This window comes from Epibacterium sp. MM17-32 (assembly GCF_022348205.1).
Classification (GTDB): domain Bacteria; phylum Pseudomonadota; class Alphaproteobacteria; order Rhodobacterales; family Rhodobacteraceae; genus Epibacterium.
Genome location: NZ_JAKRFC010000008.1, coordinates 259,226 through 284,409, shown reverse-complemented (window position 1 = coordinate 284,409; position 25,184 = coordinate 259,226). Strand labels below are relative to the sequence as shown.

At 63.2% G+C, this 25,184-nt stretch carries 21 protein-coding genes and 1 pseudogene; 17 read left to right on the top strand and 5 right to left on the bottom strand.

Features of this window, described 5'->3' with window-relative positions; translation table 11 throughout:
* Positions 1-171 precede the first annotated feature (171 nt).
* Positions 172-3,672, bottom strand: a complete 3,501-nt coding sequence (gene dnaE, locus MHM88_RS14975) for a DNA polymerase III subunit alpha (protein ID WP_239366934.1) — start codon at positions 3,670-3,672, stop codon at positions 172-174.
* A gap of 420 nt (positions 3,673-4,092) precedes the next feature.
* Here dnaE and xdhA point away from each other — a divergent pair, with 420 nt between their 5' ends.
* From xdhA to MHM88_RS14940, 7 genes are all read left to right on the top strand, one after another.
* Positions 4,093-5,523, top strand: coding sequence for a xanthine dehydrogenase small subunit (xdhA, locus tag MHM88_RS14970; RefSeq protein ID WP_239366931.1), 1,431 nt, complete (start codon positions 4,093-4,095; stop codon positions 5,521-5,523).
* Positions 5,520-7,889, top strand: a complete 2,370-nt coding sequence (gene xdhB / locus MHM88_RS14965; RefSeq protein WP_239366928.1) for a xanthine dehydrogenase molybdopterin binding subunit — start codon at positions 5,520-5,522, stop codon at positions 7,887-7,889. Before xdhA ends, xdhB begins: the two co-directional genes overlap by 4 nt.
* Positions 7,879-8,814 (top strand): xanthine dehydrogenase accessory protein XdhC, encoded by a 936-nt coding sequence (xdhC, locus tag MHM88_RS14960; RefSeq protein ID WP_239366925.1) that lies wholly within the window; start codon positions 7,879-7,881, stop codon positions 8,812-8,814. Before xdhB ends, xdhC begins: the two co-directional genes overlap by 11 nt.
* Positions 8,811-10,331 carry an ABC transporter ATP-binding protein gene (locus MHM88_RS14955; RefSeq protein WP_239366922.1) on the top strand — a complete coding sequence of 507 codons (1,521 nt, stop codon included), beginning with the start codon at positions 8,811-8,813 and terminating at the stop codon, positions 10,329-10,331. The genes xdhC and MHM88_RS14955 overlap by 4 nt, the downstream gene beginning before the upstream one ends.
* A 117-nt stretch (positions 10,332-10,448) precedes the next feature.
* Entirely contained in the window at positions 10,449-11,531 is a 1,083-nt protein-coding gene (locus MHM88_RS14950) for an ABC transporter permease (protein ID WP_005633093.1), read from the top strand.
* Positions 11,531-12,451, top strand: coding sequence for an ABC transporter permease (locus MHM88_RS14945; RefSeq protein WP_005633095.1), 921 nt, complete (start codon positions 11,531-11,533; stop codon positions 12,449-12,451). The genes MHM88_RS14950 and MHM88_RS14945 overlap by 1 nt, the downstream gene beginning before the upstream one ends.
* A gap of 118 nt (positions 12,452-12,569) precedes the next feature.
* Positions 12,570-13,646 (top strand): BMP family ABC transporter substrate-binding protein, encoded by a 1,077-nt coding sequence (locus MHM88_RS14940; RefSeq protein WP_239366919.1) that lies wholly within the window; start codon positions 12,570-12,572, stop codon positions 13,644-13,646.
* Positions 13,647-13,771: 125 nt separating this feature from the next.
* Here the strand turns inward: MHM88_RS14940 and MHM88_RS14935 are convergent, their stop codons facing one another.
* The 3 genes from MHM88_RS14935 to MHM88_RS14925 are packed head-to-tail and all read right to left on the bottom strand — an operon-like array spanning position 13,772 to position 15,951.
* Positions 13,772-14,506: an amino acid ABC transporter ATP-binding protein gene (locus MHM88_RS14935; protein WP_239366910.1), complete on the bottom strand. Its 735-nt coding sequence runs from the start codon at positions 14,504-14,506 to the stop codon at positions 13,772-13,774.
* Positions 14,503-15,177 (bottom strand): amino acid ABC transporter permease, encoded by a 675-nt coding sequence (locus MHM88_RS14930; protein WP_239366908.1) that lies wholly within the window; start codon positions 15,175-15,177, stop codon positions 14,503-14,505. Before MHM88_RS14930 ends, MHM88_RS14935 begins: the two co-directional genes overlap by 4 nt.
* Positions 15,178-15,180: 3 nt before the next feature.
* On the bottom strand, positions 15,181-15,951 hold the full coding sequence (locus MHM88_RS14925) for an amino acid ABC transporter substrate-binding protein (protein ID WP_239366906.1): 771 nt from the start codon (positions 15,949-15,951) through the stop codon (positions 15,181-15,183).
* Positions 15,952-16,295: 344 nt separating this feature from the next.
* Between MHM88_RS14925 and queC the strand changes: the two genes are divergently transcribed.
* The 6 genes from queC to MHM88_RS14895 all read left to right on the top strand — a co-directional run bounded on the left by queC (position 16,296) and on the right by MHM88_RS14895 (position 20,726).
* The gene (gene queC, locus MHM88_RS14920; protein ID WP_239366904.1) at positions 16,296-16,997 is read left to right on the top strand and encodes a 7-cyano-7-deazaguanine synthase QueC; all 702 of its coding nucleotides are present in this window, start codon (positions 16,296-16,298) and stop codon (positions 16,995-16,997) included.
* Positions 16,997-17,362, top strand: coding sequence for a 6-carboxytetrahydropterin synthase QueD (queD, locus tag MHM88_RS14915; RefSeq protein ID WP_239366895.1), 366 nt, complete (start codon positions 16,997-16,999; stop codon positions 17,360-17,362). Before queC ends, queD begins: the two co-directional genes overlap by 1 nt.
* A complete protein-coding gene (gene queE / locus MHM88_RS14910) occupies positions 17,359-18,066 on the top strand; it encodes a 7-carboxy-7-deazaguanine synthase QueE (protein ID WP_239366892.1) in 708 nt (235 codons plus the stop codon). Before queD ends, queE begins: the two co-directional genes overlap by 4 nt.
* 17 nt (positions 18,067-18,083) lie before the next feature.
* Positions 18,084-18,548, top strand: coding sequence for a preQ(1) synthase (gene queF / locus MHM88_RS14905; RefSeq protein WP_239366889.1), 465 nt, complete (start codon positions 18,084-18,086; stop codon positions 18,546-18,548).
* An 80-nt stretch (positions 18,549-18,628) separates the two neighbouring features.
* The gene (locus tag MHM88_RS14900; protein ID WP_239366886.1) at positions 18,629-19,030 is read left to right on the top strand and encodes a thiol-disulfide oxidoreductase DCC family protein; all 402 of its coding nucleotides are present in this window, start codon (positions 18,629-18,631) and stop codon (positions 19,028-19,030) included.
* Positions 19,023-20,726 (top strand): SDR family oxidoreductase, encoded by a 1,704-nt coding sequence (locus MHM88_RS14895; RefSeq protein ID WP_239366871.1) that lies wholly within the window; start codon positions 19,023-19,025, stop codon positions 20,724-20,726. Before MHM88_RS14900 ends, MHM88_RS14895 begins: the two co-directional genes overlap by 8 nt.
* Here the strand turns inward: MHM88_RS14895 and MHM88_RS14890 are convergent.
* Positions 20,680-21,612: pseudogene (locus tag MHM88_RS14890) on the bottom strand (MYG1 family protein); the annotation flags it as partial. The gene MHM88_RS14895 and the pseudogene MHM88_RS14890 overlap by 47 nt on opposite strands.
* 306 nt (positions 21,613-21,918) lie before the next feature.
* On the opposite strand from MHM88_RS14890, the gene MHM88_RS14885 reads away from it, so the two are divergent.
* From MHM88_RS14885 to MHM88_RS14870, 4 genes are read left to right on the top strand one after another with little or no spacing between them, the layout of a single operon-like run.
* Positions 21,919-23,406 carry an FAD-binding protein gene (locus tag MHM88_RS14885; protein WP_239366867.1) on the top strand — a complete coding sequence of 496 codons (1,488 nt, stop codon included), beginning with the start codon at positions 21,919-21,921 and terminating at the stop codon, positions 23,404-23,406.
* Positions 23,403-23,810 (top strand): DUF4383 domain-containing protein, encoded by a 408-nt coding sequence (locus MHM88_RS14880; protein WP_239323177.1) that lies wholly within the window; start codon positions 23,403-23,405, stop codon positions 23,808-23,810. The genes MHM88_RS14885 and MHM88_RS14880 overlap by 4 nt, the downstream gene beginning before the upstream one ends.
* A complete protein-coding gene (locus tag MHM88_RS14875; RefSeq protein ID WP_239366865.1) occupies positions 23,807-24,862 on the top strand; it encodes a hypothetical protein in 1,056 nt (351 codons plus the stop codon). Before MHM88_RS14880 ends, MHM88_RS14875 begins: the two co-directional genes overlap by 4 nt.
* Entirely contained in the window at positions 24,852-25,151 is a 300-nt protein-coding gene (locus MHM88_RS14870; RefSeq protein ID WP_239366863.1) for a hypothetical protein, read from the top strand. Before MHM88_RS14875 ends, MHM88_RS14870 begins: the two co-directional genes overlap by 11 nt.
* The last annotated feature ends 33 nt before the right edge of the window (positions 25,152-25,184 follow it).

Below are 25,184 nucleotides of genomic sequence, written 5' to 3'. Positions count from 1 at the left end.
GGCCTCCTGCGCAGGATTCAATTGATTCTTCGCCCGTTCGGACGCGCAATGCCCGCGCAACAATTCCAGCAATAAGCCGCAACCGTCGACGCATCGCAAACAATCACGCATCACGAACAATCACGCGGCGGGCGCAAACAGGGCCGCACTTATCGGCTGGCTCGCGCGCGTTCAGATTTCCTCGACATCCATCACCCCCTCAAGGCTCTTGAGCGCGCCTTTGATCTGCGGGTTGATCGGGAACATCTGCCCCAGTTCCATCTCCACATCGCCGGGCAGGTTCGGGTCTTGCAGATAGACGTAGATCTCGCCGGGGCTGGCATTCTTGGCGGCTTTCTTGGCGTCTTCGAGCACGGTTGCCACGGTTGCCACCGCCGATGCGCTCTCCAGGTAGACGCGCAGGCTCGACCGCCCAGCATCGGCAATGGCGGAATCCACCGGCCCGGCAGAGCGCATCAACAGCTTGAGCTGGTCGCTCTCCATGGTGGCCTCTGCCGTGATCACCACCTTGGAGCCGGTTTCCAGAAATTCGCGACTTTTCTCCAATACGTCCGAGAAAATCGTGACCTCATAGGCCCCGGTGGTGTCGGAGAGCTGCGCAAAGGCAAAGCGGTTGCCGCGTGCGGATTTACGCTCCTGCCGCCCCGCCACAACGCCTGCCATCTTGGCCATGAAGGGACCGCGCTCGGCCTTGGCCATGACCTCGTCCAGGGTCATCACGTCCTTGCGTTTCAGCGCTGGCATATAGTCATCCAGCGGGTGCCCCGTCAGATAAAAACCAACCGCCTTGAACTCCTCGCTCAGGCGTTCGGCGGGCAGCCAATCGGGCACCCCCGCCATACGTGGTTCGGGCAGGTCATCGCCGGCCTCGCCAAACAGCGACACCTGGTTGGAGTTCTTCTGCTCCTGAATGGCGGCGGAATATTGCACCAGCCCCTCAAGGCTCTCGAACACACGGCGGCGGTTGCTGTCCAGCACGTCAAACGCCCCGGCCCGTGCGAGCATCTCCAGCGGGCGCTTGCCGACACGCTTCAGGTCCACGCGGCGGGCAAAGTCGTAGAGGGTGACAAACGGCTGATCGCCCCGCGCTGTCACGATCAGGTTCATGGCATCGACACCGACGTTCTTGAGCGCGCCCAGCGCGTAGATCAGCTCCCCATCAACCACGTCAAAGGTCGCAAGCGAGCGGTTGATGTCCGGCGCCACATACGGCAGCTGGAGCCCCTTCTTCACTTCCTCGAAATAGATCGCGAGCTTTTCCGTCAGATGGATGTCGCAGTTCATGACGCCCGCCATGAACTCCACCGGGTGGTTCGCCTTCAGCCACGCGGTTTGATAGGACACCACCGCATAGGCGGCCGCGTGGGATTTGTTAAAGCCGTAGTTGGCGAATTTCTCCAGAAGGTCAAAAACCTCCGAGGCCTTTTTCTTGTCGACGCCGTTTTCTGCCGCGCCTTTTTCAAATTTCGGGCGCTCGGCGTCCATCGCCTCCTTGATCTTCTTACCCATTGCCCGGCGCAGCAGGTCCGCGCCGCCAAGGCTGTAGCCCGCCATGACCTGCGCGATCTGCATCACCTGTTCCTGATAGACGATGATGCCTTGGGTTTCCTCAAGGATGTGGTCGATCAGCGGATGCACAGAGGTGATCTTGCGCTGGCCGTTCTTGACCTCGCAGTAGACCGGGATGTTTTCCATCGGGCCGGGACGATAAAGCGCCACCAGCGCCACGATGTCCTCGATACAGGTGGGCTTCATGCGCTTCAGCGCGTCCATCATGCCGGTGGATTCCACCTGGAACACCGCCACCGTCTTTGCCCGGGAATAAAGGTCGTAGGTGACCTTGTCGTCCAGCGGAATGGCGTTGATGTGGTTCTCGGCGCCCTCTGCGGGTTCATAGAGCTGCGCCCCTTCGGCATTCACATGCAGGGGCCGCCCCGATTTGAAAATCAGCTGCATGGCGTTCTGGATCACCGTCAGCGTCTTCAGACCGAGAAAGTCGAATTTCACCAGACCGGCCTGTTCGACCCACTTCATGTTGAACTGGGTCGCCGGCATGTCCGAGCGCGGATCCTGATAGAGCGGCACCAGCGCATCCAGCGGCCGGTCGCCGATCACCACCCCCGCCGCGTGGGTTGAGGCATTGCGCAACAGCCCCTCCACCTGCTGGCCATAGGTCAGCAGGCGGTTCACCACCGGCTCGTTGCGCGCCTCCTCCGCCAGTCGCGGCTCGTCCTGCAGGGCCTTCTCGATCGACACCGGCTTCACCCCCTCCACCGGGATCATCTTCGACAGCCGGTCCACCTGGCCAAAGGGCATCTGCAACACACGGCCGATGTCGCGCACCGCCGCCTTGGACAACAGCGCGCCAAAGGTGATGATCTGCCCGACCTTGTCGCGGCCGTATTTCTGCTGCACGTAACGGATCACCTCCTCGCGGCGGTCCATGCAGAAGTCGATGTCGAAGTCGGGCATCGAAACCCGTTCGGGGTTGAGGAAGCGCTCGAACAGCAAGCTGTAGCGCAGCGGATCAAGGTCGGTAATGGTCAGCGCATAGGCCACCAAAGAGCCCGCACCAGACCCCCGCCCCGGTCCCACCGGAATGCCCTGCTCCTTGCCCCATTTGATAAAGTCCGCAACGATCAGAAAATAGCCGGGAAATCCCATGCCCTCGATGATGTTCAATTCGAAATCGAGCCGCTCCTGGTATTTCTCCACCGGTACCGCATGGGGAATGACCGCCAGACGGTCCTTCAAGCCTTCATTGGCTTGCCGGCGCAGCTCGACCACCTCGTCATCTGCGAACTTCGGCAGGATGGGATCCCGCCGATAGGCCATGAAGGCGCAACGCTGCGCGATTTCCACGGTGTTCTCGATCGCCTCCGGCAGATCGGCAAACAGCGCGATCATCTCTTCCTGGCTCTTGAAATAATGCTGCGCAGTCAGGCGGCGGCGGGGTTCGGCCTGATCCACATAGGCGCCTTCGGCGATGCAGATCAGCGCGTCATGCGCCTCATACATCTCGGTCTTGGGGAAATAGACGTCATTGGTCGCGACCAGCGGCAGATCCATCGCATAGGCCATCTCCACATGGCCGCGCTCGGTCAGGGTTTCCGCCTCGGGTTGCCCGTCCTCGCCGGGGTGGCGCTGCAACTCCACATAGAGGCGATCCGGGAACATGGTCTTGAGCCGCGCCATCAGGGCCTCGGCGGCGGGGCGTTGCCCCTGCTGAAGCAGCTTGCCCACCGGACCATCCGGCCCCCCCGTCAGACAGATCAACCCACCGGAATTGATCTCCAGCTCCTCAAGCGACACCTGCGGCAGTTGCCCCCCCTTGTCCACATAGAGACAGGAGGACAGCTTCATCAGATGTTCATAGCCGGTCTCATTCTGAGCGAGCAGCACCACCGGCGCAGGTGCTTTTGGTTTGTCGCCCGGCTCGCTCTTCTCGAAGGTCAGATCCACCTGGCAGCCGATGATCGGCTGAATGCCGGCGCCGGACAGCGTCACGGAAAATTCCAACGCCGCAAACATCGAATTGGTGTCCGTCACCGCGATGGCCGGCATCTGGTTGGCCTTGCACAGATCCGGCAGTTTTTTCAGCCGCACCGCCCCCTCCAGAAGAGAGTATTCGGTATGGGTGCGCAGGTGAATGAATCGAGGAGAAGCTGTCATGACCGGACCCTACCCCCGGGCGCCCGGCTGGAAAAGATCTGATCTGTGACGCCCGCCCCTGGTCGATGGCAAGATGCAGGCCTGCGATCTCCCCCCCCGGGCCACGCCGCCTCGAACGCCCAAAAGACCAGCACTTATATTATGGATTTTTTTGAAACTCTTTAGCCTCAAACCGCGATTCACCGTAGCGCCGGGGGCGTAAAATTGTTACAAATCAGTCAGTAACTGCGCAATCTGTGCAATGCCGTGATCCTGTGGCGCACCACGCGCGGGGCGATGCCTGCGACCATAAGTCTTGCTTTGGCAGGCGGCGCCTCACAAGCTGAGTGCAACAACAGGACAATCATCCCGCGCGCTTTCTACGTCGCATCGAAGGTCGCGCAGCAGGGGACAACAGGGTACCGCGACGGGCTTTTCAAGATGACGATTACCTTTCATCTCAACGGTGAAGAGGTCTCGCTTCCAGAACCCCAGCCAACGACAACGCTTCTGGACTGGCTGCGCGAGGACCGTGGTCTCACCGGAACCAAGGAAGGCTGCAACGAGGGCGATTGCGGCGCGTGTACCGTGATGGTCACCGACCAGAGTGGTGCCCGGGCGCTGAACGCCTGCATCCTGTTCCTGCCGCAACTCCACGGCAAATCCATACGCACGGTCGAAGGCGTCGCCCACCCGGATGGCACCCTGCACCCGGTGCAACAGGCAATGGTCGATCTCCACGGCAGCCAATGCGGTTTTTGCACCCCGGGCTTCATCATGTCGATGGTCACCGCCCATACCAACGGTGCCACCGATCATGACGACCAACTTGCCGGCAACCTCTGCCGCTGCACCGGCTATGCGCCGATCATCCGCGCCGCCGAAGCCGCCCAAGGCGCCCCTGTGCCGGAGCATATCAGGCAGGATTCATCCTTCATCTTTTCCGAAATATCTCGGGGGGAGGTCGCAGACCGGGGGGCAGAGCCCCCCTCCGACATCCCTGTGGCAGCGCCTCCATCTCTCTTGCGCCCCAGATCTTCGGATGAGCTGGCCGCGACCTATGCCGCCCGCCCCGATGCCACGCTGATCGCCGGAGCCACCGATGTCGGGCTTTGGGTCACCAAGCAATTGCGCGATCTGGATGATGTGATCTTCCTTGATGGCTGCACGGATCTGAAGGACATCACCATCAGCGAAACCGAGGTCCGCATCGGGGCAATGGCGGATATGAACCGTGTCCGCGCCGCCCTTGAGCCGCTCCACGCCTCCTACGCCGAGATGATCCGCCGCTACGCCAGCCAGCAGGTCCGCGCCGCAGCAACCATCGGCGGCAATATCGCCAACGGCTCTCCCATCGGGGACAACCCGCCTGCCCTCATCGCCTTGCGCGCCACATTGCACCTGCGCCACGCAGACACCCGCCGCGCCATCCCGTTGCAGGACTTCTTTATCGACTACGGCAAACAGGATCGCGCCCCGGGTGAATTTGTCGAGGCCGTGAGCTTTGCGCGCCAACCCGACAGCCTTCGGGTCTATAAACTCTCCAAACGCTTCGATCAGGATATATCTGCGGTGCTGGGCGCGTTTAATGTCACCGTAGTCAATGGCAGCGTGACCGCAGCCGCCATCGCCTTTGGCGGCATGGCAGGCATCCCAAAGCGCGCCACGCATGTGGAGGCCGCCCTGCTCGGCCAGCCGTGGACAGACGCGACGATCGAGGCCGCCAAAGCCGCTTTTGATCAGGATTTCACCCCCATGAGTGACATGCGTGCCTCCGCCGCCTATCGGCTGAACTGCGCCCGCAATATGCTCACGCGCTATTTCACAGATCTGAATGGCGCCTCTGAGCATGTGTTGGAGGTGGACCTATGAGTGTTGCAAAACCCCTGCCCCATGATGCGGCAGCTCTGCATGTGACGGGCCAGGCCCGCTATGTCGATGACATTCCGACACCCAAGGGCACGCTGCATCTGGCCTTTGGCCTTGCGCCGATTGCAAAGGGCACAATCACAGCAGTGGACCTCGCGGAAGTGCGCGCATCCCAAGGTGTTGTCGCGGTGCTGACAGCGGAAGATCTGCCGTTCGACAATGATGTGTCGCCCTCGGCCCATGACGAGCCGCTGTTGGCCAAGGGAGAGGTGCACTATCTGGGTCAGCCGGTGTTTCTTGTGGTCGCAACCTCCCATCGCGCCGCCCGCATTGCCGCACGGAAGGGCAAGGTAGAATACGCCGAAGAAGAGGCTCTGCTGACCCTTGACGCGGCGCTCGCTGCCGACAGCCGCTTCGAGGAAGGTCCGCGCATTTATCAAAAAGGCGACGCCTCTGCCGCCATCGCTTCGGCGGCACATGTGATCGAGGACACCTTCGAGATCGGCGGGCAGGAACATTTCTACCTCGAAGGTCAGGCCGCGCTGGCGCTGCCACAGGAGGATGGCGGCATGATCGTCAACTCCTCCACCCAACACCCCACCGAAATACAGCATAAGGTGGCCGAGGCCATTGGCCTGCCGATGCATGCGGTGCGGGTGGAAACCCGGCGGATGGGCGGGGGTTTTGGCGGCAAGGAAAGTCAGGGCAACGCGCTGGCCGTCGCCTGCGCCGTGGCCGCGCGCCTCACCGGCAAGGCCTGCAAGATGCGCTATGACCGCGACGATGACATGACCATCACCGGCAAGCGCCATGCGTTTCGGATTTCCTACCGCGCGGGCTTTGATGCGCAGGGGCGCATTGAGGGCATCGCGTTCACGCATCTTGTCAACTGCGGCTGGGCGCAGGATCTGTCGCTGCCGGTGGCGGACCGCGCCATGCTACATGCCGACAACGCCTATGCGATCCCCGCGATCCGCATCGAAAGCCACCGTTTGAAAACCAACCTGCAAAGCGCCACCGCCTATCGCGGCTTTGGCGGCCCGCAAGGGATGGTCGGGGTCGAACGGGTGATGGACCATGCGGCGCATGTTCTGGGGATTGATCCCGTGGAACTACGGGTGCGCAATTACTACAATGCGCCTGATACGGGACGCTCTGCCGCAGATTCGAGCAGAGGGGGCTCTGCCCCCCGGCCTGCGGCCTCCCCCCGAGATATTTCTGAAAAGCTGAAAGACAACACCACGCCCTATGGCATGCCGGTCACGGATTTTGAGCTGCATGAGATGACGGCGCAGTTGCTGGAGAGTTCGGACTACGCGGCACGACGGGCAAAGATCGCGGCCTGGAATGCCAATAATGAGCGCCTGAAGCGTGGGATGGCGTTTTCACCGGTGAAGTTCGGGATTTCCTTCACCCTCACGCATCTCAACCAGGCGGGGGCCTTGGTGCATGTCTATCAGGACGGCTCCATCCATCTCAACCATGGTGGCACCGAGATGGGACAAGGGTTGTTTCAGAAGGTCGCGCAAGTGGCGGCCGCACGCTTTGGCGTGGATCAGGCGCGCGTGAAGATCACCGCGACCGATACCGCCAAAGTGCCCAATACGTCGGCCACGGCGGCCTCTTCGGGGTCGGATCTGAACGGCATGGCGGTGAAGGCCGCCTGCGACACCATTCGCGACCGCATGGCGGCGCATTTGGCAGAGGTGCATCAGCAACCGATCTCTGCGGTCGTGTTTGAGGGAGACAAGGTCAGGATCGGCTCTGAGGAGATCAGTTTCGAGGCGGCGGCGATGCTCTGTTACACGGGCCGCGTCAGCCTGTCGGCAACAGGATTTTACAAAACCCCCTCGCTGGAGTGGGACCGGATCAAGGGCGCGGGGCGGCCGTTTTTCTATTTTGCCTATGGGGCGGCGGTCACGGAAGTCGTCGTGGACAGGCTGACCGGTGAAAACCGCATCCTGCGCACGGATATCCTGCATGATGCGGGGGCCTCGCTGAACCCGGCGCTGGATATTGGTCAGGTGGAAGGGGCCTATGTGCAGGGCGCAGGCTGGCTCACCACCGAAGAACTGGTCTGGGACGACAAAGGGCGGCTCCGGACCCATGCGCCATCGACCTACAAGATCCCGGCCTACTCTGACCGGCCCGATGTGTTTAACGTGGCATTGTTTGACGGCCAGAACCGCGAAGACACCATCTATCGCTCCAAGGCGGTGGGGGAGCCGCCCTTTATGCTAGGGATTTCTGCCTGGCTGGCGCTCTCGGATGCGGTTGCGGCTTGTGGCGATGCCTATCCGCACCTGAATGCGCCGGCCACGGCGGAGGAGATCTGGCGCGCACTTGGGACACAGCGCGATGGGGTTTGATGTCGACGCCCTCAGGGCCGCCGTCGCGGCCCATGACCGTGTCATCCGTGTTGTGGTGGCCGAGGTCAAAGGCTCTGCCCCGCGCGAGGTTGGGGCCGCGATGCTGGTCTGGAGCGGTGGGCAATCTGGCACCATCGGCGGCGGCGCGCTGGAGTTCGAGGCGGCGGAGGCCGCCCGACATCTGGACGTGCCCCGCAGGCTGTCAACCCATTCGCTCGGGCCCGATCTTGGGCAGTGCTGTGGTGGGTCCGTGACCTTGCTGAACGAGGTCTACGCGCAGGAAGATCTGGAGCGGCTTCAGGGCGATGTCATCGCTCGGCCGGTGCGCCCGGAACCGCAACCCCTCGCCGTGACACGGATCCTGAACAGCGCCCGCGCCCAGGGCCAGCGCCCCAAACCGCAGTTGATCGCAGGCTGGATGGTGGAACCCGTGGCCCGCGCGACGCAACCGCTGTGGATCTGGGGGGCCGGGCATGTGGGGCGCGCGCTGGTCGGGATGCTGGCGCCGCTGCCGGACTTCGACATCACCTGGGTTGATGTCCTGCGCTCAAAATACCCGGATGAGATCCCGGCAGACGTCACCGCCCTGCCGGCCCGCGAACCGGATCGGTTGGTTCCGCACGCGCCCTCTGATGCCCATCATCTGATCCTGACCTATTCCCATCAGCTGGATCTGGCGCTATGCCATCGGCTCTTGGGGCATGGATTTGGCTTTGCCGGGGTGATCGGGTCCAAGACCAAATGGGCACGGTTTCGAAACCGGCTTGCCGCGCTGGGACATGGGCCCGAGCAGATTGCGCGGCTCACCTGCCCGATCGGCCTGCCCGAACTGGGCAAACACCCGCAGGCCATCGCCATCGGCGTGGCCGCAGAACTCATGGCGCTCTCGCAGCGTTCGGACTTGAAAAAGGAGCATAGCGCGTGAGCACGCCTCCCCTTCTGACCATCGAGGGCCTCACCAAGGCCTACCCCGGCGTGGTGGCCAATGACCATGTCTCATTTACCATCGGCGAGGGCGAGGTGCATGCCCTCCTGGGTGAAAACGGCGCGGGCAAATCGACACTCGTCAAGATGATCTATGGGCTTGTGAAGCCTGACAGTGGCCGGATGACCCTGCGCGGAGCGAACTATGAGCCTGCCGAGCCCCGTCAGGCGCGCGCCGACGGGATCGCGATGGTGTTTCAGCATTTCTCGCTGTTTGACGCGCTCAATGTGGCGGAGAACATCGCGCTGGGAATGGAAAATCCGCCCGCCCTGCGTGATCTGGCGGCCCGTATCCGCGAGGTTTCCGAGGCGTATGGCCTGCCGCTCGACCCGTTCCGCACCGTCGGCGATCTGTCGGCGGGCGAACGTCAGCGGGTGGAGATCATTCGCTGCCTGCTGCAAGATCCCAAGCTCCTGATCATGGACGAGCCCACATCGGTTCTGACGCCACAAGAGGTGGAGATCCTGTTCGAGACCCTGAAGAAGCTGAAGAGCGAGGGCACGTCGATCCTCTATATCTCTCACAAGCTCGAAGAGATCCGCGCGCTTTGCGATCACGCGACCATCCTGCGATTGGGCAAGAACGTGGGCGAATGTGTGCCGCGCGACACCTCGGCCCGCGACATGGCGGAGCTGATGGTGGGCACCGCCCTCAAAACGCCCGAACGCGGTGCGCGGGAGTTTGGCGATGTGGCCTTGGATATCACAGGCCTGTCGGTGCCTGCGCCTTCGGCCTTTGGCACCACATTGAAGAACGTGCATCTGGCCGTTCGGCGGGGCGAGATCCTTGGTATCGGCGGTGTTGCGGGCAACGGGCAAGATGAGCTTTTGGCGGTGATGTCGGGAGAGGTCACTTGCGCGCGTGATGCGGTGAAATTCGATGGCAAGCCGATTGGTCACATGGGGCCGACGGCGCGCCGCGCGCTTGGCGTACTGACCGCCCCAGAGGAACGTTTGGGCCATGCGGCGGCACCTGATATGAGCCTGACAGAAAATGCGCTCCTGACCGGATCGGTGCGCGAGGGGCTGGACAACAACGGCTTTCTCAAATGGGGCGCAACCAGGACCTTTGCCGAAAAGATCATCAAGGCGTTTGATGTGCGCACACCGGGGCCGGAGAATGCAGCGCGTTCTCTCTCTGGTGGCAATCTGCAGAAATTCGTCATTGGCCGCGAGGTGTTGCAACGCCCCGAGGTGCTGGTGGTGAACCAGCCCACATGGGGGGTGGATGCGGCGGCAGCGGCGGCGATCCGGCAGGCCTTGCTCGATCTGGCGGCAAATGGCGCGGCAGTGATCTGCATCAGTCAGGATCTCGATGAGCTGATGGAAATCTCCGACAATTTTGCCGCCCTCAATGAGGGGCGTCTGTCCGCCCCCCGCCCCACGGCGGAGCTGACGGTAGATGAGATCGGCCTGATGATGGGCGGTGCCCATGGCATGGAAGTGGCGCATGTGTAGGATCCTCAGCACAAATGTCGGGGATGTGACGCTTGGGGCGGGAGCCTCCGGCGGGGATATTTGCAAGAAGATGAAGAGAACCGGACCACAAAGATCCGGCCAAGAGGGACAAGAGGGATGATCCGGCTAGAGAAACGACCGCAGCCGTCGCGGGCGTGGTCGATGGCGACGCCACTGGTGGCGGTGCTGGCGACCATGGTGATGGGGGGGCTGCTGTTTGCCACCCTTGGCAAGAACCCGGTGGAGGCGATCCGCACCATTTTCTGGGAACCGCTGTTTGGCGAGTTTGCGTTCTATTACCGCCCACAGCTATTGGTGAAGGGCGCGCCTTTGGTGCTGATTGCCATAGGCCTCAGTCTGGGATTTCGTGCCGGGATCTGGAACATCGGCGCGGAGGGGCAATATATCATCGGCGCGCTCACGGGTGCGGGTGTGGGGCTGGCGTTCTACCCGATGGAGTCCTGGATCATCTTTCCGCTAATGGTTCTGGCGGGCGCTTTTGGCGGCTGGGCCTGGGCGATGATCCCGGCGGTTCTGAAGACGCGGTTCGGCACCAACGAGATCCTGGTGTCCCTGATGCTGGTCTATGTGGCCGAGCAGCTGCTGGCGTCCATGTCGCTGGGGTTGATGAAGAACCCGGAAGGGTTCGGCTTTCCGGGTTCGCGCAACCTGCAACAATATGACAGTGCCCATAACGCCGAGCTGATCGCCGGGACCGGCATGCACTGGGGCGTGGTGGCGGCGCTGATTGCAGTGATCTTCTCTTATGTGCTGCTCAACCGTCATATGCTTGGCTATCATATCCGCCTGACCGGCGAGGCACCACGCGCGGCAAAATTCGCAGGGGTGAAACCCGCCCGGCTGATCCTGTTCTGCCTCGGGGCCTCAGGCGCTTTGGCGGGGCTTGCGGGTATGTTTGAGGTCTCTGGTCCCTCCGGTCAGGTGTCGATCGATTTCAACGTGGGCTATGGGTTTACCGCGATTATCGTGGCCTTTCTGGGGCGCCTGCATCCTGTGGGCATTCTGCTGGCAGGCGCATTGATGGCGCTGACCTACATTGGCGGCGACATCGCGCAGGGCAATCTGGGTCTGCCGTCCGCGGCCATTCAGGTGTTTCAGGGCATGCTCTTGTTCTTCCTGCTGGCGCTTGATCTGCTCACCAACTATCGCATTGCAATTGGCAAACCGGAGGTGGCGTGATGGATCTGTCTGCTATCAACCCAGTCCTTCTGATCGCGTCTCTGATGGTGGCTGCAACGCCCTTGTTGCTGGCGGCAATCGGTGAGCTGGTGGTCGAGAAATCCGGCGTTCTGAACCTCGGGGTCGAGGGGATGATGATCGTCGGGGCGATTGCGGGATTTGCCGCCGCCGTAGAGACAGGCTCACCCCTGTTGGGGTTTGTTGCCGCCGCCATCGCGGGGGCACTATTGTCGCTGCTGTTTGTGATCATGACCCAAGTCGCATTGGCCAACCAGGTCGCCTCGGGTCTGGCGCTGACGCTCTTTGGCCTGGGGCTCTCGGCCCTGATGGGGCAGAAATACGTGGGGGTGAAACCGCCGCAGATGGGGCGTATCGACATTCCGGTCCTGTCGGATCTGCCGGTGTTTGGGCGCATTCTCTTTGGCCATGATGTTGTGCTCTATTTCGGGATCGCGCTCACGGCTGCGGTCTGGGCGGTGCTCAAGTACTCCCGCGTCGGCCTGATCCTGCGCGCGGTGGGCGAAAACCACGATGCAGCACATGCGCTGGGGTACAAAGTGGTCAAGATCCGCACGCTGGCGATCCTGTTCGGTGGTGCCTGTGCGGGGCTCGGTGGCGCCTACATCAGCCTGATCCGCGTGCCGCAATGGACCGAGGGGATGACCGCAGGCATCGGTTGGATCGCCCTTGCGCTGGTGGTCTTTGCCAGTTGGAAGCCATGGCGGGCGCTTTTGGGTGCCTATCTTTTTGGCGGCGTCACCGTTGTGCAGCTTAATCTGCAGGCAGCGGGCGTTGCTATCCCGGTGGAATATCTGGCAATGTCGCCGTATCTGATCACCATTCTGGTGCTCGTCATTCTATCCGCCGACAAGAGCAGCGCGCCTGCGTCGCTGGGCCGGAGCTTTCACGCGTCCCGCTGAATTCGCAGGGCGCATCCCTGTTCGAAACGTCATGCGCGTCGGACAAAAAACAAAGTCCAGCCTCGGGGCAAACCGGGGCGGATCGCAACACTGGAACCAATCAGGGGGAACCCATCACATGAAACTCACCAAACTTCTTGCCGGGGCTGCCGTCGCACTGGGGCTGGCCGCCGGTGGCGCGCTGGCTCAGGACAAGACCAAAGTCGGCTTTGTCTATGTTGGCCCCGTCGGCGATGGCGGCTGGACCTATGAGCACGATCAGGGACGCCTGGCGGTCGAAGAGGAATTCGGCGACAAGGTCGAAACCGTCTATGTGGAAAACGTCGCCGAAGGCCCCGATGCCGAGCGCGTGATCACCCAGATGGCGCTGCAGGGCGCGGATCTGATCTTCACCACCTCTTTTGGCTACATGGACCCGACCATCAACGTCGCCAAGAAATTCCCGGATGTGAAGTTTGAGCACGCCACCGGCTACAAACGCGCCGAGAACGTCTCGACCTATTCGGCACGGTTCTACGAAGGCCGCGCGGTACAGGGCACCATCGCGGGCCATATGACCGAGAGCAATATTGTCGGCTACATCGGCTCCTATCCGATCCCCGAAGTGATCAGAGGCATCAACTCCGCCTATATCCACGCCAAGAAGGTCAACCCCGACGTCCAGTTCAAGATCGTCTGGGCCTTCACCTGGTTCGACCCGGCCAAGGAAGCCGATGCCGCCAAGGTTCTGATCGAACAGGGTGCGGACGTGATCCTGCAACACACCGATTCCACTGCACCGCAGGCCGCGGCGCAGGCGGCGGGCAATGTGGTCACCTTCGGTCAGGCGTCTGACATGGCGGAATATGCGCCCTTCCCGCGCGTATCCTCGATCATTGACGACTGGGCGCCCTACTACATCGCCCGCACCAAGGCCGTGATGGATGGCACCTGGACCTCCGTGGACACCTGGGACGGCATCGGCCCGGGCATGGTTGGCATTGGCGAGATCACCGATGCGGTTCCGGCCGAAGTGAAAGCCGAGGCGCTGGCCCTGAAGGACGCGATGGCGTCTGGCGAATACCACCCGTTCACCGGCCCGCTGAACAAGCAGGACGGGTCTGAGTTTCTCGCCGAGGGCGAAATCGCAGACGATGGCACCCTGGCGGGCATGAACTTCTATGTCGAAGGCATCGAAGGCTCCATCCCCGAATAAGGGACGCACGCTCCAATCGGAAAAGCCCCGCCAGTCTGGCGGGGCTTTTTTGTTGGGATCTGCCAGGCAAGCATCAGGGCCATGCCAACGATGTCGAGGGCGAGCTCCCGACTTTCACAGGCGCGTCAGCCGCCAACCCGCGCCAGAAACCGCTTCAGGCGCTCATCCTGAGGCGCATCAAAGATCTGCGCCGGAGGACCCTGCTCCACGATCTTGCCGCCATGCATGAACAGGATGCGATCAGCGATTTCGCGGGCAAACTGCATCTCGTGGGTCACGATGAGCATGGTCTGCTTTTGCTCCGCCACCCGGCGCATCAGGTCGAGCACCTCGCCCACCCATTCCGGGTCCAGCGCAGAGGTCGGCTCGTCAAACAGCATCAGTTCGGCATTGAGGGCCATGGCACGTCCGATGCCGACCCGTTGCTGCTGGCCGCCGGACAAGGCCGCCGGATAGCTGTCGGCCTTGTCCGCCAACCCCGTTTCCGCGAGGATCGCCCGGGCGCGCTCTGCCGCCTCGGACCTGGGCAGGCGCTGCACGGTGACCAGCGCCTCCATGATGTTCTCGGCGGCGGTCTTGTTGGCAAACAGCGCATAGTTCTGGAACACAAAACCGGTCCGCCGCCGGAGCGCCAGAATATCGGCCTTGCGCGCCCGCGCCGCATCGACGCTCAGGTCGGCGATGGAAATCTGCCCCGCGTCCGGCTGATCGAGGAAGTTGAGACAGCGCAGCAGCGTCGACTTGCCGGTGCCGGAGGGGCCGATGATCACCACCCGCTCGCCGGCGGCAATATCGAGGTCGATCTGGTCGAGCACCGGCGCCCCCCCGAATGTCTTGGTCAGTCCCTTGATCGAAATCATCGCACAAACGCCTTGTTCAAACGGGTTTCCAGCCATTTCTGGCCCTGGCTCAGCGTCTCCACCATGATCCAGTAGATCACCGCCACAACGAGGAAGGCCTCGAAATAGAGGAAACTGCCGGCGGCCTCTTTCTGCGCCGCCCCCATCATTTCGGTCACGCCGAGGGTGAAGGCCAGCGAGGTCCCCTTCAGCATGTCGATGAAGTAATTTACCAAGGTGGGCGCCGCCACGCGGGCGGCCTGCGGCAGGACGATCCGCATCATCAGCTGCCATTGCGTCATGCCGATGGACTGCGCCGCCTCCCACTGGCTGCGATCCACGCCGATGATGGCGGCCCTAATCGACTCCGCCATATAGGCCGAGAAATGCAGCGTCAGCCCGAGGATCGCCGCCGTCACCCCGTCGATGCGGGTCAGGACCGACAGTACCTGCGGCAAGCCGTAGTAGAACAGGAACAGCTGCACCAGAAGCGGCGTGCCGCGGAAAAAGCTGATGAACAGCACCACCAGCCAGTCCAGCACCGGCACCCGCACCACGCGCTCGACCGCGAGCAGCGCCGCCAGGACCAGCGCACAGACCATGCCCGCCGCCGCCATGCCCAGCGTCAGCGGCACATAGCCGAGGATCACCGGCACCAGCACCAGCATGTACTCGAAGTCGAGCGCCTGCATCGGTTACTCCGCCGCGTTGGAGGTGATGTCGGTGCCGAACCACTTGACCGAAATCTCGGTCAGGGTGCCGTTGTCGCGCAGTGTGGTCAGGGCCGCATCGACCTGATCGCGCAATGCCCGCCCTTCGGCGTCATCGCGGAACGGCAGCGCATTGCGGATTTCGGAAAAGGGTTGCCCGGCGAGTTGCAGCGGCAACGGGCTTTCCTTGATCAACTGCGCCGAGGACACCCGGTCCATCACAAAGGCATCGACGCGGCCAAGCGCGGTATCCTGTTCGATATTGCTTTCGTAGGTCTTGATGTTGACCTCATCCGCGTAAGGCAGATCGTTCAGCAACTGCTCGAAGTTAGAGCCGAGGTTCACCGCCACGGTCTTGCCGCGCAGATCCTCGACACCGGTGACATCCGTATTGCCGTCGCGGGTCACGACCTGCGCCCCGTCAAAGACATAGGCCTGGGTGAAGGCGAATTTCGCCTCGCGCTCCGGCGTGATGGTGATCTGGTTGGCGATGGTGTCGATCCGCCCCGCATCCAGAGCCCCGATCAGCCCGGAAAAGGACATGGTCTCAAATTCGATCTCGAGACCCGCCTCTTCGCCCACGGCGTTCATCACATCGACCTCGAACCCTTGCAGCACGTCCTGACGGACAAAGGTGAAGGGGAAGTAACCACCGGACATGCCCACGGTGAGGGTGGTGTCCTCCGCCTGTGCAACAAGCGGCGTAACAGCAACCAGCCCGGCAAGCGCGGCCGCGCGGAATGTAAGGGTTTTCATGGCAAGAGACTCCTTGGTGTCTGCGTTTGCTGCACAGGTGTCCATTTTTTGGGCGCTCCGCAAGAGCGGCTGGCATTCAGGAACCCACATCCCGACCAGAGGACAAACGATAGGCCACTGGGCCATGACAAGCGCTGTGCAGGAACTCTTTTCCAAATTCTGAGGGCAGAACGGGACAAATGTTCCCGCGCCCTCGGCCTTGCTGCCTGCTTTGCGACACCGGGCAAGGCGGCTATGCGCTGGACGCAACGCCGCCGCCGCCCATTGCATCCCAGGCCAAGGCCGCCTATACGCCGCCCACACCGGTCGCAGCCTACCCGGTCAACAAAACAAGGACTGAAAACTTGAAAACACTTGTCATCTGCTCGGGCGGATTGGACTCCGTGTCCCTCGCCCATATGGCTGCCGCAACCCGGCAGCTCACCCGTCTGGTCTCCTTCGACTATGGCCAACGCCACCGCAAGGAACTGGACTACGCCCGCACCGCCGCGACGCGGCTTGGCGTGCCGTTTCACCTCATCGACATGCGCCCCATCGGCGCGGCGCTGACCGGCTCCGCCCTGACCGAGGACATCGATGTGCCCGACGGCCACTATGCCGAAGAAACGATGAAGATCACGGTGGTGCCCAATCGCAATGCCATCATGCTCACGATCGCCTTTGGCATCGCGGCGGCAAACGGGGATGAGGCCGTCGCCACCGCCGTGCATGGCGGCGACCACTTCATCTATCCCGACTGCCGCCCCGCGTTCACGCAGGCCTTTGATGCGATGCAGCAGGCGGCGCTGGACGGCTATGCCGACACCCGGCTCTGGACGCCCTTTGTGCTTCGCTCCAAGGCCGATATCGTCACCGAGGGCGCCCTCCACGGCACCCCCTTTGCCGAGACCTGGTCCTGCTACAAGGGCGGCACACATCATTGCGGGCGCTGCGGCACCTGCGTGGAACGGCGCGAGGCCTTTGATCTGGCCGGCGTCACCGATCCCACCACCTATGAGGACCCCGATTTCTGGCGCGCGGCGATTGCCGCAAAGGAGGCCGGCTGATGTTTCGGATCACCAAGGAGTTTCACTTCTCGGCCTCGCATCAGCTCTCTCACCTTCCCGACGATCACCAATGTGCCAGGCTGCATGGGCACAATTACATCGTCGTGGTGGAACTGGCCGCCGAAGAGCTGAACCGCGACGGTTTTGTGCGGGATTATCACGAGTTGAAGCCACTCAAGGATTATATCGACGGGACGTTTGACCATCGGCACCTGAACGATGTGCTGGAGGGACCGTCCACCGCCGAGAACATGGCCCGCCATTTCTTCAGCTGGTGCCGGGCGCGCTGGCCCGAGGTGGCGGCGGTGCGGGTTTCCGAAACGCCAAAGACCTGGGCCGAATACCGCCCCCGGGTGCAGCCATGACCCTGCGCATCGCCGAGATTTTTGGCCCCACCGTGCAGGGTGAAGGCATCCTGATCGGAGAGCCCACCGTGTTTGTGCGTGCCGGCGGCTGCGACTATCGCTGCGCCTGGTGTGACAGCCTGCATGCGGTCGACAGCGCCTATCGCGACACCTGGGTGCCGATGACGCCAGAGGCGATCATGGCTGAGGTCCGCCGCCTGTCCGGCGGCCAGCCCCTCACCGTGTCGATCTCCGGCGGCAACCCGGCCATTCAGGATTTTGCCCCGGTGATCGCCATCGGCCAGGAGGAAGGCTATCGCTTTGCACTGGAGACGCAGGGCTCCATCGCGCAGGACTGGTTTGCCGGACTCGATACGCTGGTGCTCAGCCCCAAACCGCCCTCCAGTGGCCACAGGACCGACTGGCTGAAGTTCGACCGCTGCCTGGCGGCGGCGGAGCGAGCGGGGCAAACGGTGATGAAGATCGTGATCTTTGACAAGACCGACCTTGCCTATGCCCGCGCCGCCCACGACCGGCATCCGCAGCTGCCGCTGTTCCTGCAACCCGGCAACCCGGAGGTGGACCCGCAAAGCCCCGTTGATCTTGATCAGACCACCGCCCGCCTGCGCTGGCTGATCGACGAAACCGTGGGCAAGGGTTGGCTCACCCCCCGTATCCTGCCGCAGCTGCATGTCCTGATCTGGGGCAATCAGCGCGGCGTCTGACCTTTGGAATTCTGACCATGACCGACAGTATCTACAGCAATCTGAAACAGCTGGGCGGCGCGACCACCCTGCCTTCCTCTCCTGAAACTGCCGAGCTGGAGCGGGTGGCGAACCCACAAGCCGACGTGGCCTATAACGTGCGTTTCACCGCGCCCGAGTTCACCTCGCTCTGCCCGATGACCGGCCAGCCGGATTTTGCCCATCTGGTGATCGACTATGTGCCGGGTGACTGGCTGGTGGAAAGCAAATCGTTGAAACTCTACCTCGGGGCGTTCCGCAACCACGGGGCCTTTCACGAGGATTGCACCGTCTCGATCGCCCGCCGCCTCGCGGATTTCCTGGCACCAAAGTGGCTGCGCATCGGGGGCTACTGGTATCCGCGCGGCGGCATCCCGATCGATGTCTTCTACCAGACCGGCCCATGTCCCGAAGGTGTCTGGATCCCGGATCAGGGCGTGCCGCCCTACCGCGGGCGGGGCTGAAAGGCGGGCACACTTCGCCGCATTCCCAACCGGCGCCGGGGCTGCTAGATCTTGGACCGCATCTATCTGGGAGAGGGCCAATGCCACCCCCGACACAGGATCTGATCGTCTTTGATGCGGCCTGCATCATGTGTTCGGCCTTTGCGCGGTTCATGGCCCGCCATGATACGGCAGCGCGGTTTCGTTTTGTCACCGCGCAATCCGGGACCGGGCAATCGCTCTATCTGGCGCATGGGCTCGATCCGCATGACTGGTCCACGAATATCGTGATCGTCGACGGTCGCGCCTTCACCAAACTTGCCGCCTTTTGCGCGGCGATGCGGGCCATCGGCTGGCCGTGGCGGGCCCTGGCTGTCCTGAAGCTGATCCCGACGCCCATCGGCAACTGGCTCTATGACCGGATCGCGGCAAATCGCTACGTGATCGGGCGGCGCAGCTGTCCGCTGCCGTCGGACGACCTCAGAGGGCGCATTCTTGAATAACCGGGTCCTGGTGCTGGGCGGATACGGGGTCTTTGGCGGCCGGCTCAGCGCCGCCCTGGCCCGCCAAGGCGGCATCGAGGTTCTGGTTGCCGGGCGCTCGCTGCACCATGCGGAGGCGCATTGCGCGGTACATGGCGGAACGCCGATCTCGCTGGACCGCAGCAGCCGATCCCTTGCGACCGATGTTGCAGCGCTCCGGCCCCGGATCGTGATCGACGCAGCGGGTCCCTTCCAGGCCTACGGCGACGCGCCCTATGCGCTTGCACATGCAGCGCTGGCCTGCGGGGCCCACTACATCGACCTTTCGGACGACGCCCGCTTTTCCGCGGGCATTTCGGAGCTGGACACCGACGCGCGCCGCAAAGGGTGTGTTGTCCTGTCCGGTGCCTCCAGCGTGCCCGGCCTGTCCTCCGCCGCAGTCAAAGACCTCGCCGCAGGCCTGACGCAGATCGACCGGATCGAAAGCGCCATCCTGCCCGGCAACCGGGCGCCGCGTGGTCTTTCGGTGATCCACGCCATTCTGGCACAGGTTGGCCAGCCCATCCCGATCACACGGGGTAGCCTGCCTGCGCAGGTCACCGGCTGGAGCGGGACCCGTCGCGAAACGCTGTCTCTGCCGGGGCGCGCATCTTTGCACCGCTGGGCGGCCCATATGGGCGCGCCGGACCTGCAGCTGTTCCCGGGTTATTTCAATGCCCGCACAGTGCTGTTTCGTGCCGGGCTGGAGCTGCCGCTGCTGCATCACGGGCTGCGCATCTTGGGCCTGCCTGTCAGGATGGGCTGGATCAGATCCCTCGCCCCCCTCGCCCCAATGCTGCGGCGGTGCGCTCAGGCCTTTGAGACCTTCGGAAGTGATCGCGGTGGCATGAGTGTCGAGCTGCGCGGGCGCACCACCTCTGGCCAATACGAAACGCGCCGGTGGACCTTGATCGCCGGTGCTGGCGACGGACCGGAGGTGCCAACGCTTGTGGCCCAGGCGCTCTGTCGCAGATTGCTCTGCCGTGATCGCCCCGCTGCCGATCTGCCTGCCGGTGCCCGTGCTTGCCTGTGCGAGGTCAGCCTCGCGGACATTCTGGCAGCGGCGCGGGGGCTTGATATTCAGACCGCCACGCAGACAACGCCGATCCAGCCCGTCTTTCGCACCGCGCTGGGGTCTGGCTTTGCGGCGCTGCCCGCTGCGGTACAGGCATTGCATGACACCGTCGACGCCAGTCGCTGGCAGGGAACAGCCACGGTGACAACCGGCGCACACCCGTTGGCGCGGATCATCCGGCGCCTCATCGGCTTTCCCGCCGCCGGTCAGGATGTGCCGGTGCAGGTGGATGTGCTCCGGGAGGGGGCGCGCGAGATCTGGGTGCGGCGGTTCGGCCACAAGCGTTTCCGCTCAATCCTCGCGCCCTTTGGCACACCCGGCGATGGCACGGTCACCGAACGGTTCGGGCCGCTGTGCTTTGTCATCGCCCTGCGGCAAACGGCCGGTCGGCTGGCCTATCCGGTGACACGTGGCTGGTGTCTGGGCCTGCCCCTGCCGCGCCGCCTGCTGCCACGCAGCGACGCGGTGGAATATGCTGATCCCGCGGGGGCGTTCTGCTTTGACGTGGCGGTACGACTGCCGCTGATCGGGCTGATCGTGCGCTATCGCGGGCGGCTCACACCGACGACAGGGCCTCTGCCACCGCCAGATCCGCCATCCTGAGGATCGCGTCGCGGCTCTCGGCCACGGCGATGAACCGCCCGTTGTGACAGAATTTCGCACCACTCACGCCGCAGGCGGCTTCCAGTGCCGCATCGGTGAGCCCGGCCCAGGCCGCGGGCAAATCGGCGCGATTGTCAAAAGTGTCGTCACCGGTCCGAATGGTGGTCAGCGTCCAGTCCGCCCCTCGCGGATGTACCACGAACAACAGATGCGAGGCCCCTGCCGCCTCGATCGCCGCGCGAAACGGCATGCCCTGCGGCAGCTCCAGCACCCGGGACTCGCCTGCCTGCGTGATCGCCTCCAACACCTGCGCCTCTGCGCGCCGTTTCGCCGCCTTGCGCCGGATGCTCGCCTCGACAAAGGCCCGCGCCACGCCCAGCGCGGCGACAAACGCTGTGTCATCCGCCTGCGGATCGGGATCGTCGAAGGAGGGTTTCAGCGTTTCCAGCAAAGACGGCAGCGTCAGATCCGCCAACGGGCCGGCCACCGACGGGTCGAGGGCGCCGTTGTCCATCAGATCCACCGGCAGGACAAAACCTGCATCAAATGATGCGTGTATGGCGCTGATGTCCGCATCCGGCACCTGCAGCGCGCGCAGGTAGTCGGCACCAAAATGCTTCCAGATCAAACCGAACGAGCTGTAGGGTTGACCATCGTCGCGCAGCGGGGCGTCCTTCTGGTGATGGTCAAAGATACCGGCCTGCGGGTCGTAGGCCCGGCCGACATCATAAATCAGACGTCCCGGCGCCGGAGAGATCCACTCCGCGTCCCGGCTGCGGTAGATTTGGGCGTCCGGATAGAGCCGGGTCAGAACCACGGAGGACAGCAACTCATCGGCATGAAAGCCGCCGGAATGGGTAACTAGTTGTGTGATTGTCATGGGGCTCTCACTTGGGCTGGCCTCTGGCCTGCGGTCTACGTAACCAAGGAGTCGATCAGCCTCTGACCGCTCCGAAAGGGCAGCGCGAAACCGGAACTGACAGGCAGCAACCGGTCCGCATGATCGTCTTCATAAATCCATGGCCCCAAAACCGAAAGCAGAAATACGCAGGCCCTGCACTCCCCGACAAAAGGGGGAAGTTCCGGAAAATCTTGACCTGACATTCCCCCGGGGAACGGGTCATAGTTGGCACCGCTGTGTCGTCAAAGGGCGATGCTGCACGTGATTTGACTCATTTGATTTGGAGACCAGATGCAGAAGCTCGCCAGACGCGCTTTCCTGATGGGTGCGGGCGGAGCGGCAGGATGGGCCGCAGCCAGCCGCTTTGGGGCAAGGCAACCTGTCCTCGACGGCACCCAGCGCCTTGCCCCGCTTGCAGGATCCACCCATCTCGACGATGCCAGCGGCCTGTCCGCAACGCCGGTGCACAAGCATCTGCACCTGCGCGAAGATCCGGGCCCGGCCTTGGTAAAGGCCCTCCGTGCGGAGTTGCGCAGCGCGCGAGCCGACGGGCGCCCGTTCAACATCGGCGCGGCGCGCCACTCGATGGGGGGACAGGCGATCCCCCGCGACGGTGTCGCACTGACCTTTGACAACGGGTTTGTCGAACTCGACCGCGCGGCTGGCAGCTACCGGGTCCATGCAGGCGCGCGCTGGTCGCAGGTGATTGCCGCCCTCGACCCGCAGGGGTTCTCGCCCAAGGTCATGCAATCCAACAATGATTTTGGCGTTGCCGCCACCTATAGCGTCAATGCGCATGGCTGGCCGGTGCCACATGGCCCGATGGGATCGACCGTGCGCTCCGTGCAGATGGTGTTGCCGGATGGAGAGCTGGTCACCTGCTCGCGCACGCAGAACAGCGATCTGTTCAATCAGGCGATGGGGGGCTACGGGCTGATTGGCGCCATCACCGAATTGGAGGTGGACATGCTGCCAAACCGGCGCCTGGTGCCGCAATATACAGCGTTGCCTGCCGAGACTTTCGCCACGGCGTTCCGCGATGCGATCGCGGACCCCGATGTCTCCATGGCCTACGGGCGGCTCAACGTCGGACGCGCCACGTTTTTCCAGGAGGCGCTGCTGGTCACCTACCGCGACAGCGAAGATCAGGACGATCTTCCGGCCGCAGCCGGATCCGGCTGGATGGCGCATGTCGCCAGCCGGATCTATCGCGCGCAGCTGGGTCGGGAACCGATGAAGCGGTTCCGCTGGTGGAACGAAACCACCCTTGGCCCCGCGATTGGCGGCGGTGCAGTGACCCGCAACAGCCTGATCAATGAACCGGTGGCCACATTGGATGACCGCACGCCCGAACGCACGGACATCCTGCACGAGTATTTCATCGGCTTTGATCGTTTCCCAGAGTTCCTGGCGGCCTGCCGCGAGGTCATTCCCGCCTCCTATCAGGAGTTTCTGAACGTCACCCTGCGCTATGTGGCGCAGGACGACGAAAGCCTGCTGTCCTATGCAACCGAACCGCGGATTGCGGCGGTGATGTCGTTCAGTCAGGAACTGACGCAGCGGGCCGAGGCGGACATGGCCCGGATGACGCGGGCGCTGATCGACAGGATCACCGCGCTTGGCGGCAGCTACTACCTGCCCTATCGCCCGCATGCACGGCCCGAGCAATTGGCAGCGGCCTATCCGCGCGCCTCGGAATTCTCCGCCGCCAAGCGGCAACTCGACCCGGGGCTTGTCTTGCGCAACAACCTCTGGGACAGCTATCTGAGGACGCTATGAGCCTTCTGCAAAAAATCTGCCTCGCCTATTTCGTCGCGCTGATGATCGCGGCTTCGCTGAATTATGTCCCCGGCCTCACGGATGCCGAGGGCCTGGCCTTTGGCATCTTCGCGCTCGACATCTATGACGACGCGCTGCACGTGGCCTCGGCGCTCTGGGCGTTGATCGCGGCCCTGATGTCGCGCACTGCGGCACGGCTGTTCCTGCTGCTGTTTGGTGCGGCCTACCTTGGCGATGGCATCTTTGGCCTGTTCACCGGCTACGGTTTTCTCGATCTGGGTATCTTTACCAATGACTCGCTCGGCCCGGAGCTGTCGGTGTTGCGCATCGCGGCCAACCTGCCCCACCTGGCGCTGGGTGGGTTTGCGCTGGGGTCCGGCCTGCTGATCGGAGAGCGCAGATGACGCGCCTGTGGCGTTTCCTGGGCTGGTTGCTGCTGGCGGGCGGAGTGCTGGTCGTTCTGCTGATCGCCCCCGTCGCCTATGTGGAGACCACCTGCCGGGGCACCCAGCACCCGGACCCTTATGAGGCGCTGCTGCCCGCCAGCCAGCACCGACCGGAATCCCGGACGTTGATGACCTATCCCGAATGGCACATCGTCCACGCCTATGACGATTACGGGCGCGTTCTGAAACAGGGCGACCCGCATGATTTTGCGTATCTTCGGTCCATTGCGGGGTTCTGGACCTCGCTGTGCGCATTGACCGAAACCGCCGCCGCCCATGGCGGTGTCGATGCCGGAACCAAGCAGATGGTCTATGTCATCGGCACCAGCTTCACGCTCGAACTGGCGTTGAAGGCCGCATATGAGGAAACTCTGGGGCGGGTCACCACATGGCTGCGGGGCAACCAGCGCGCCGCAACTGACACGCTGTCGGCGGATCAGGCTGCGGCCTATGCGAACTTTCTGCAACAAACACCTTGGTATAAATGGGACTTTGAGGCAGACGCCGCCGCCCTGCGTGATGCAACAGGCGCGGATACGCTGCGCGATCAGGAGCGGCAACTGGCGCTCGGCCTCGAATACGGGGCCAAGGCCGCCTATGCGCGGGTGATCGCGGCTGCTGTCGCGCAGTCCGGAGGGGATGCGTTGCACCTGCATATGGTGGTGCGCGATATACCCGCCGCGCAACTCGCCGCCCTGCCCGGCGTTACGGTCGAAGACGAACGCCCCGAAGGGATCGTGATCCGAACACCCCGGTATCGAGCGCTGACCGAGCTCCTGATCGAGATGGCCGAGGCCGGTGCAAGCTTTGTCGAGATTGCCGGCAATGACGATATCATGCTGACCGCACTCTCGCCCGAGGCAACCTATCCCGATGCGCTGCATAGTTTTGCCAGACAAGGGACGGACGACTATCGCCACCTGATCATGGTCAAGGTGCCAGAGTTGGCGGCACGCCTTCGCATGCTGACGGCGCAGGGGCTCCGGGTGGAGCATGTGCATGACTATTAAGCATCTTCTGCTCGCCCTGCCCTGCCTGTTGCTGACATGGCTGGGCATCCTTGTGGCGGTCAGTCTGATGAGTGATGCCGCCCCGGCCTATGTGGTGGTTTTCCCGGGGCCGGATTTCACCGCGCGGCTCGACCCCGACATGTCGATCATGACGGGCAACCGCCTGAGCATGACGATTACCGTCGCGGCGCCCGACGCCGCAGCCCGTCTTTATGATGCCGGGGGTATCCTGGTCTTGCCAGCTGGCCTGCCGGGCTGTTTGCCGCTGCCCGATCCGGCCCGGGACTAAGCCGCGCCAACCGCGCGCTCTGGTGCATTGCCG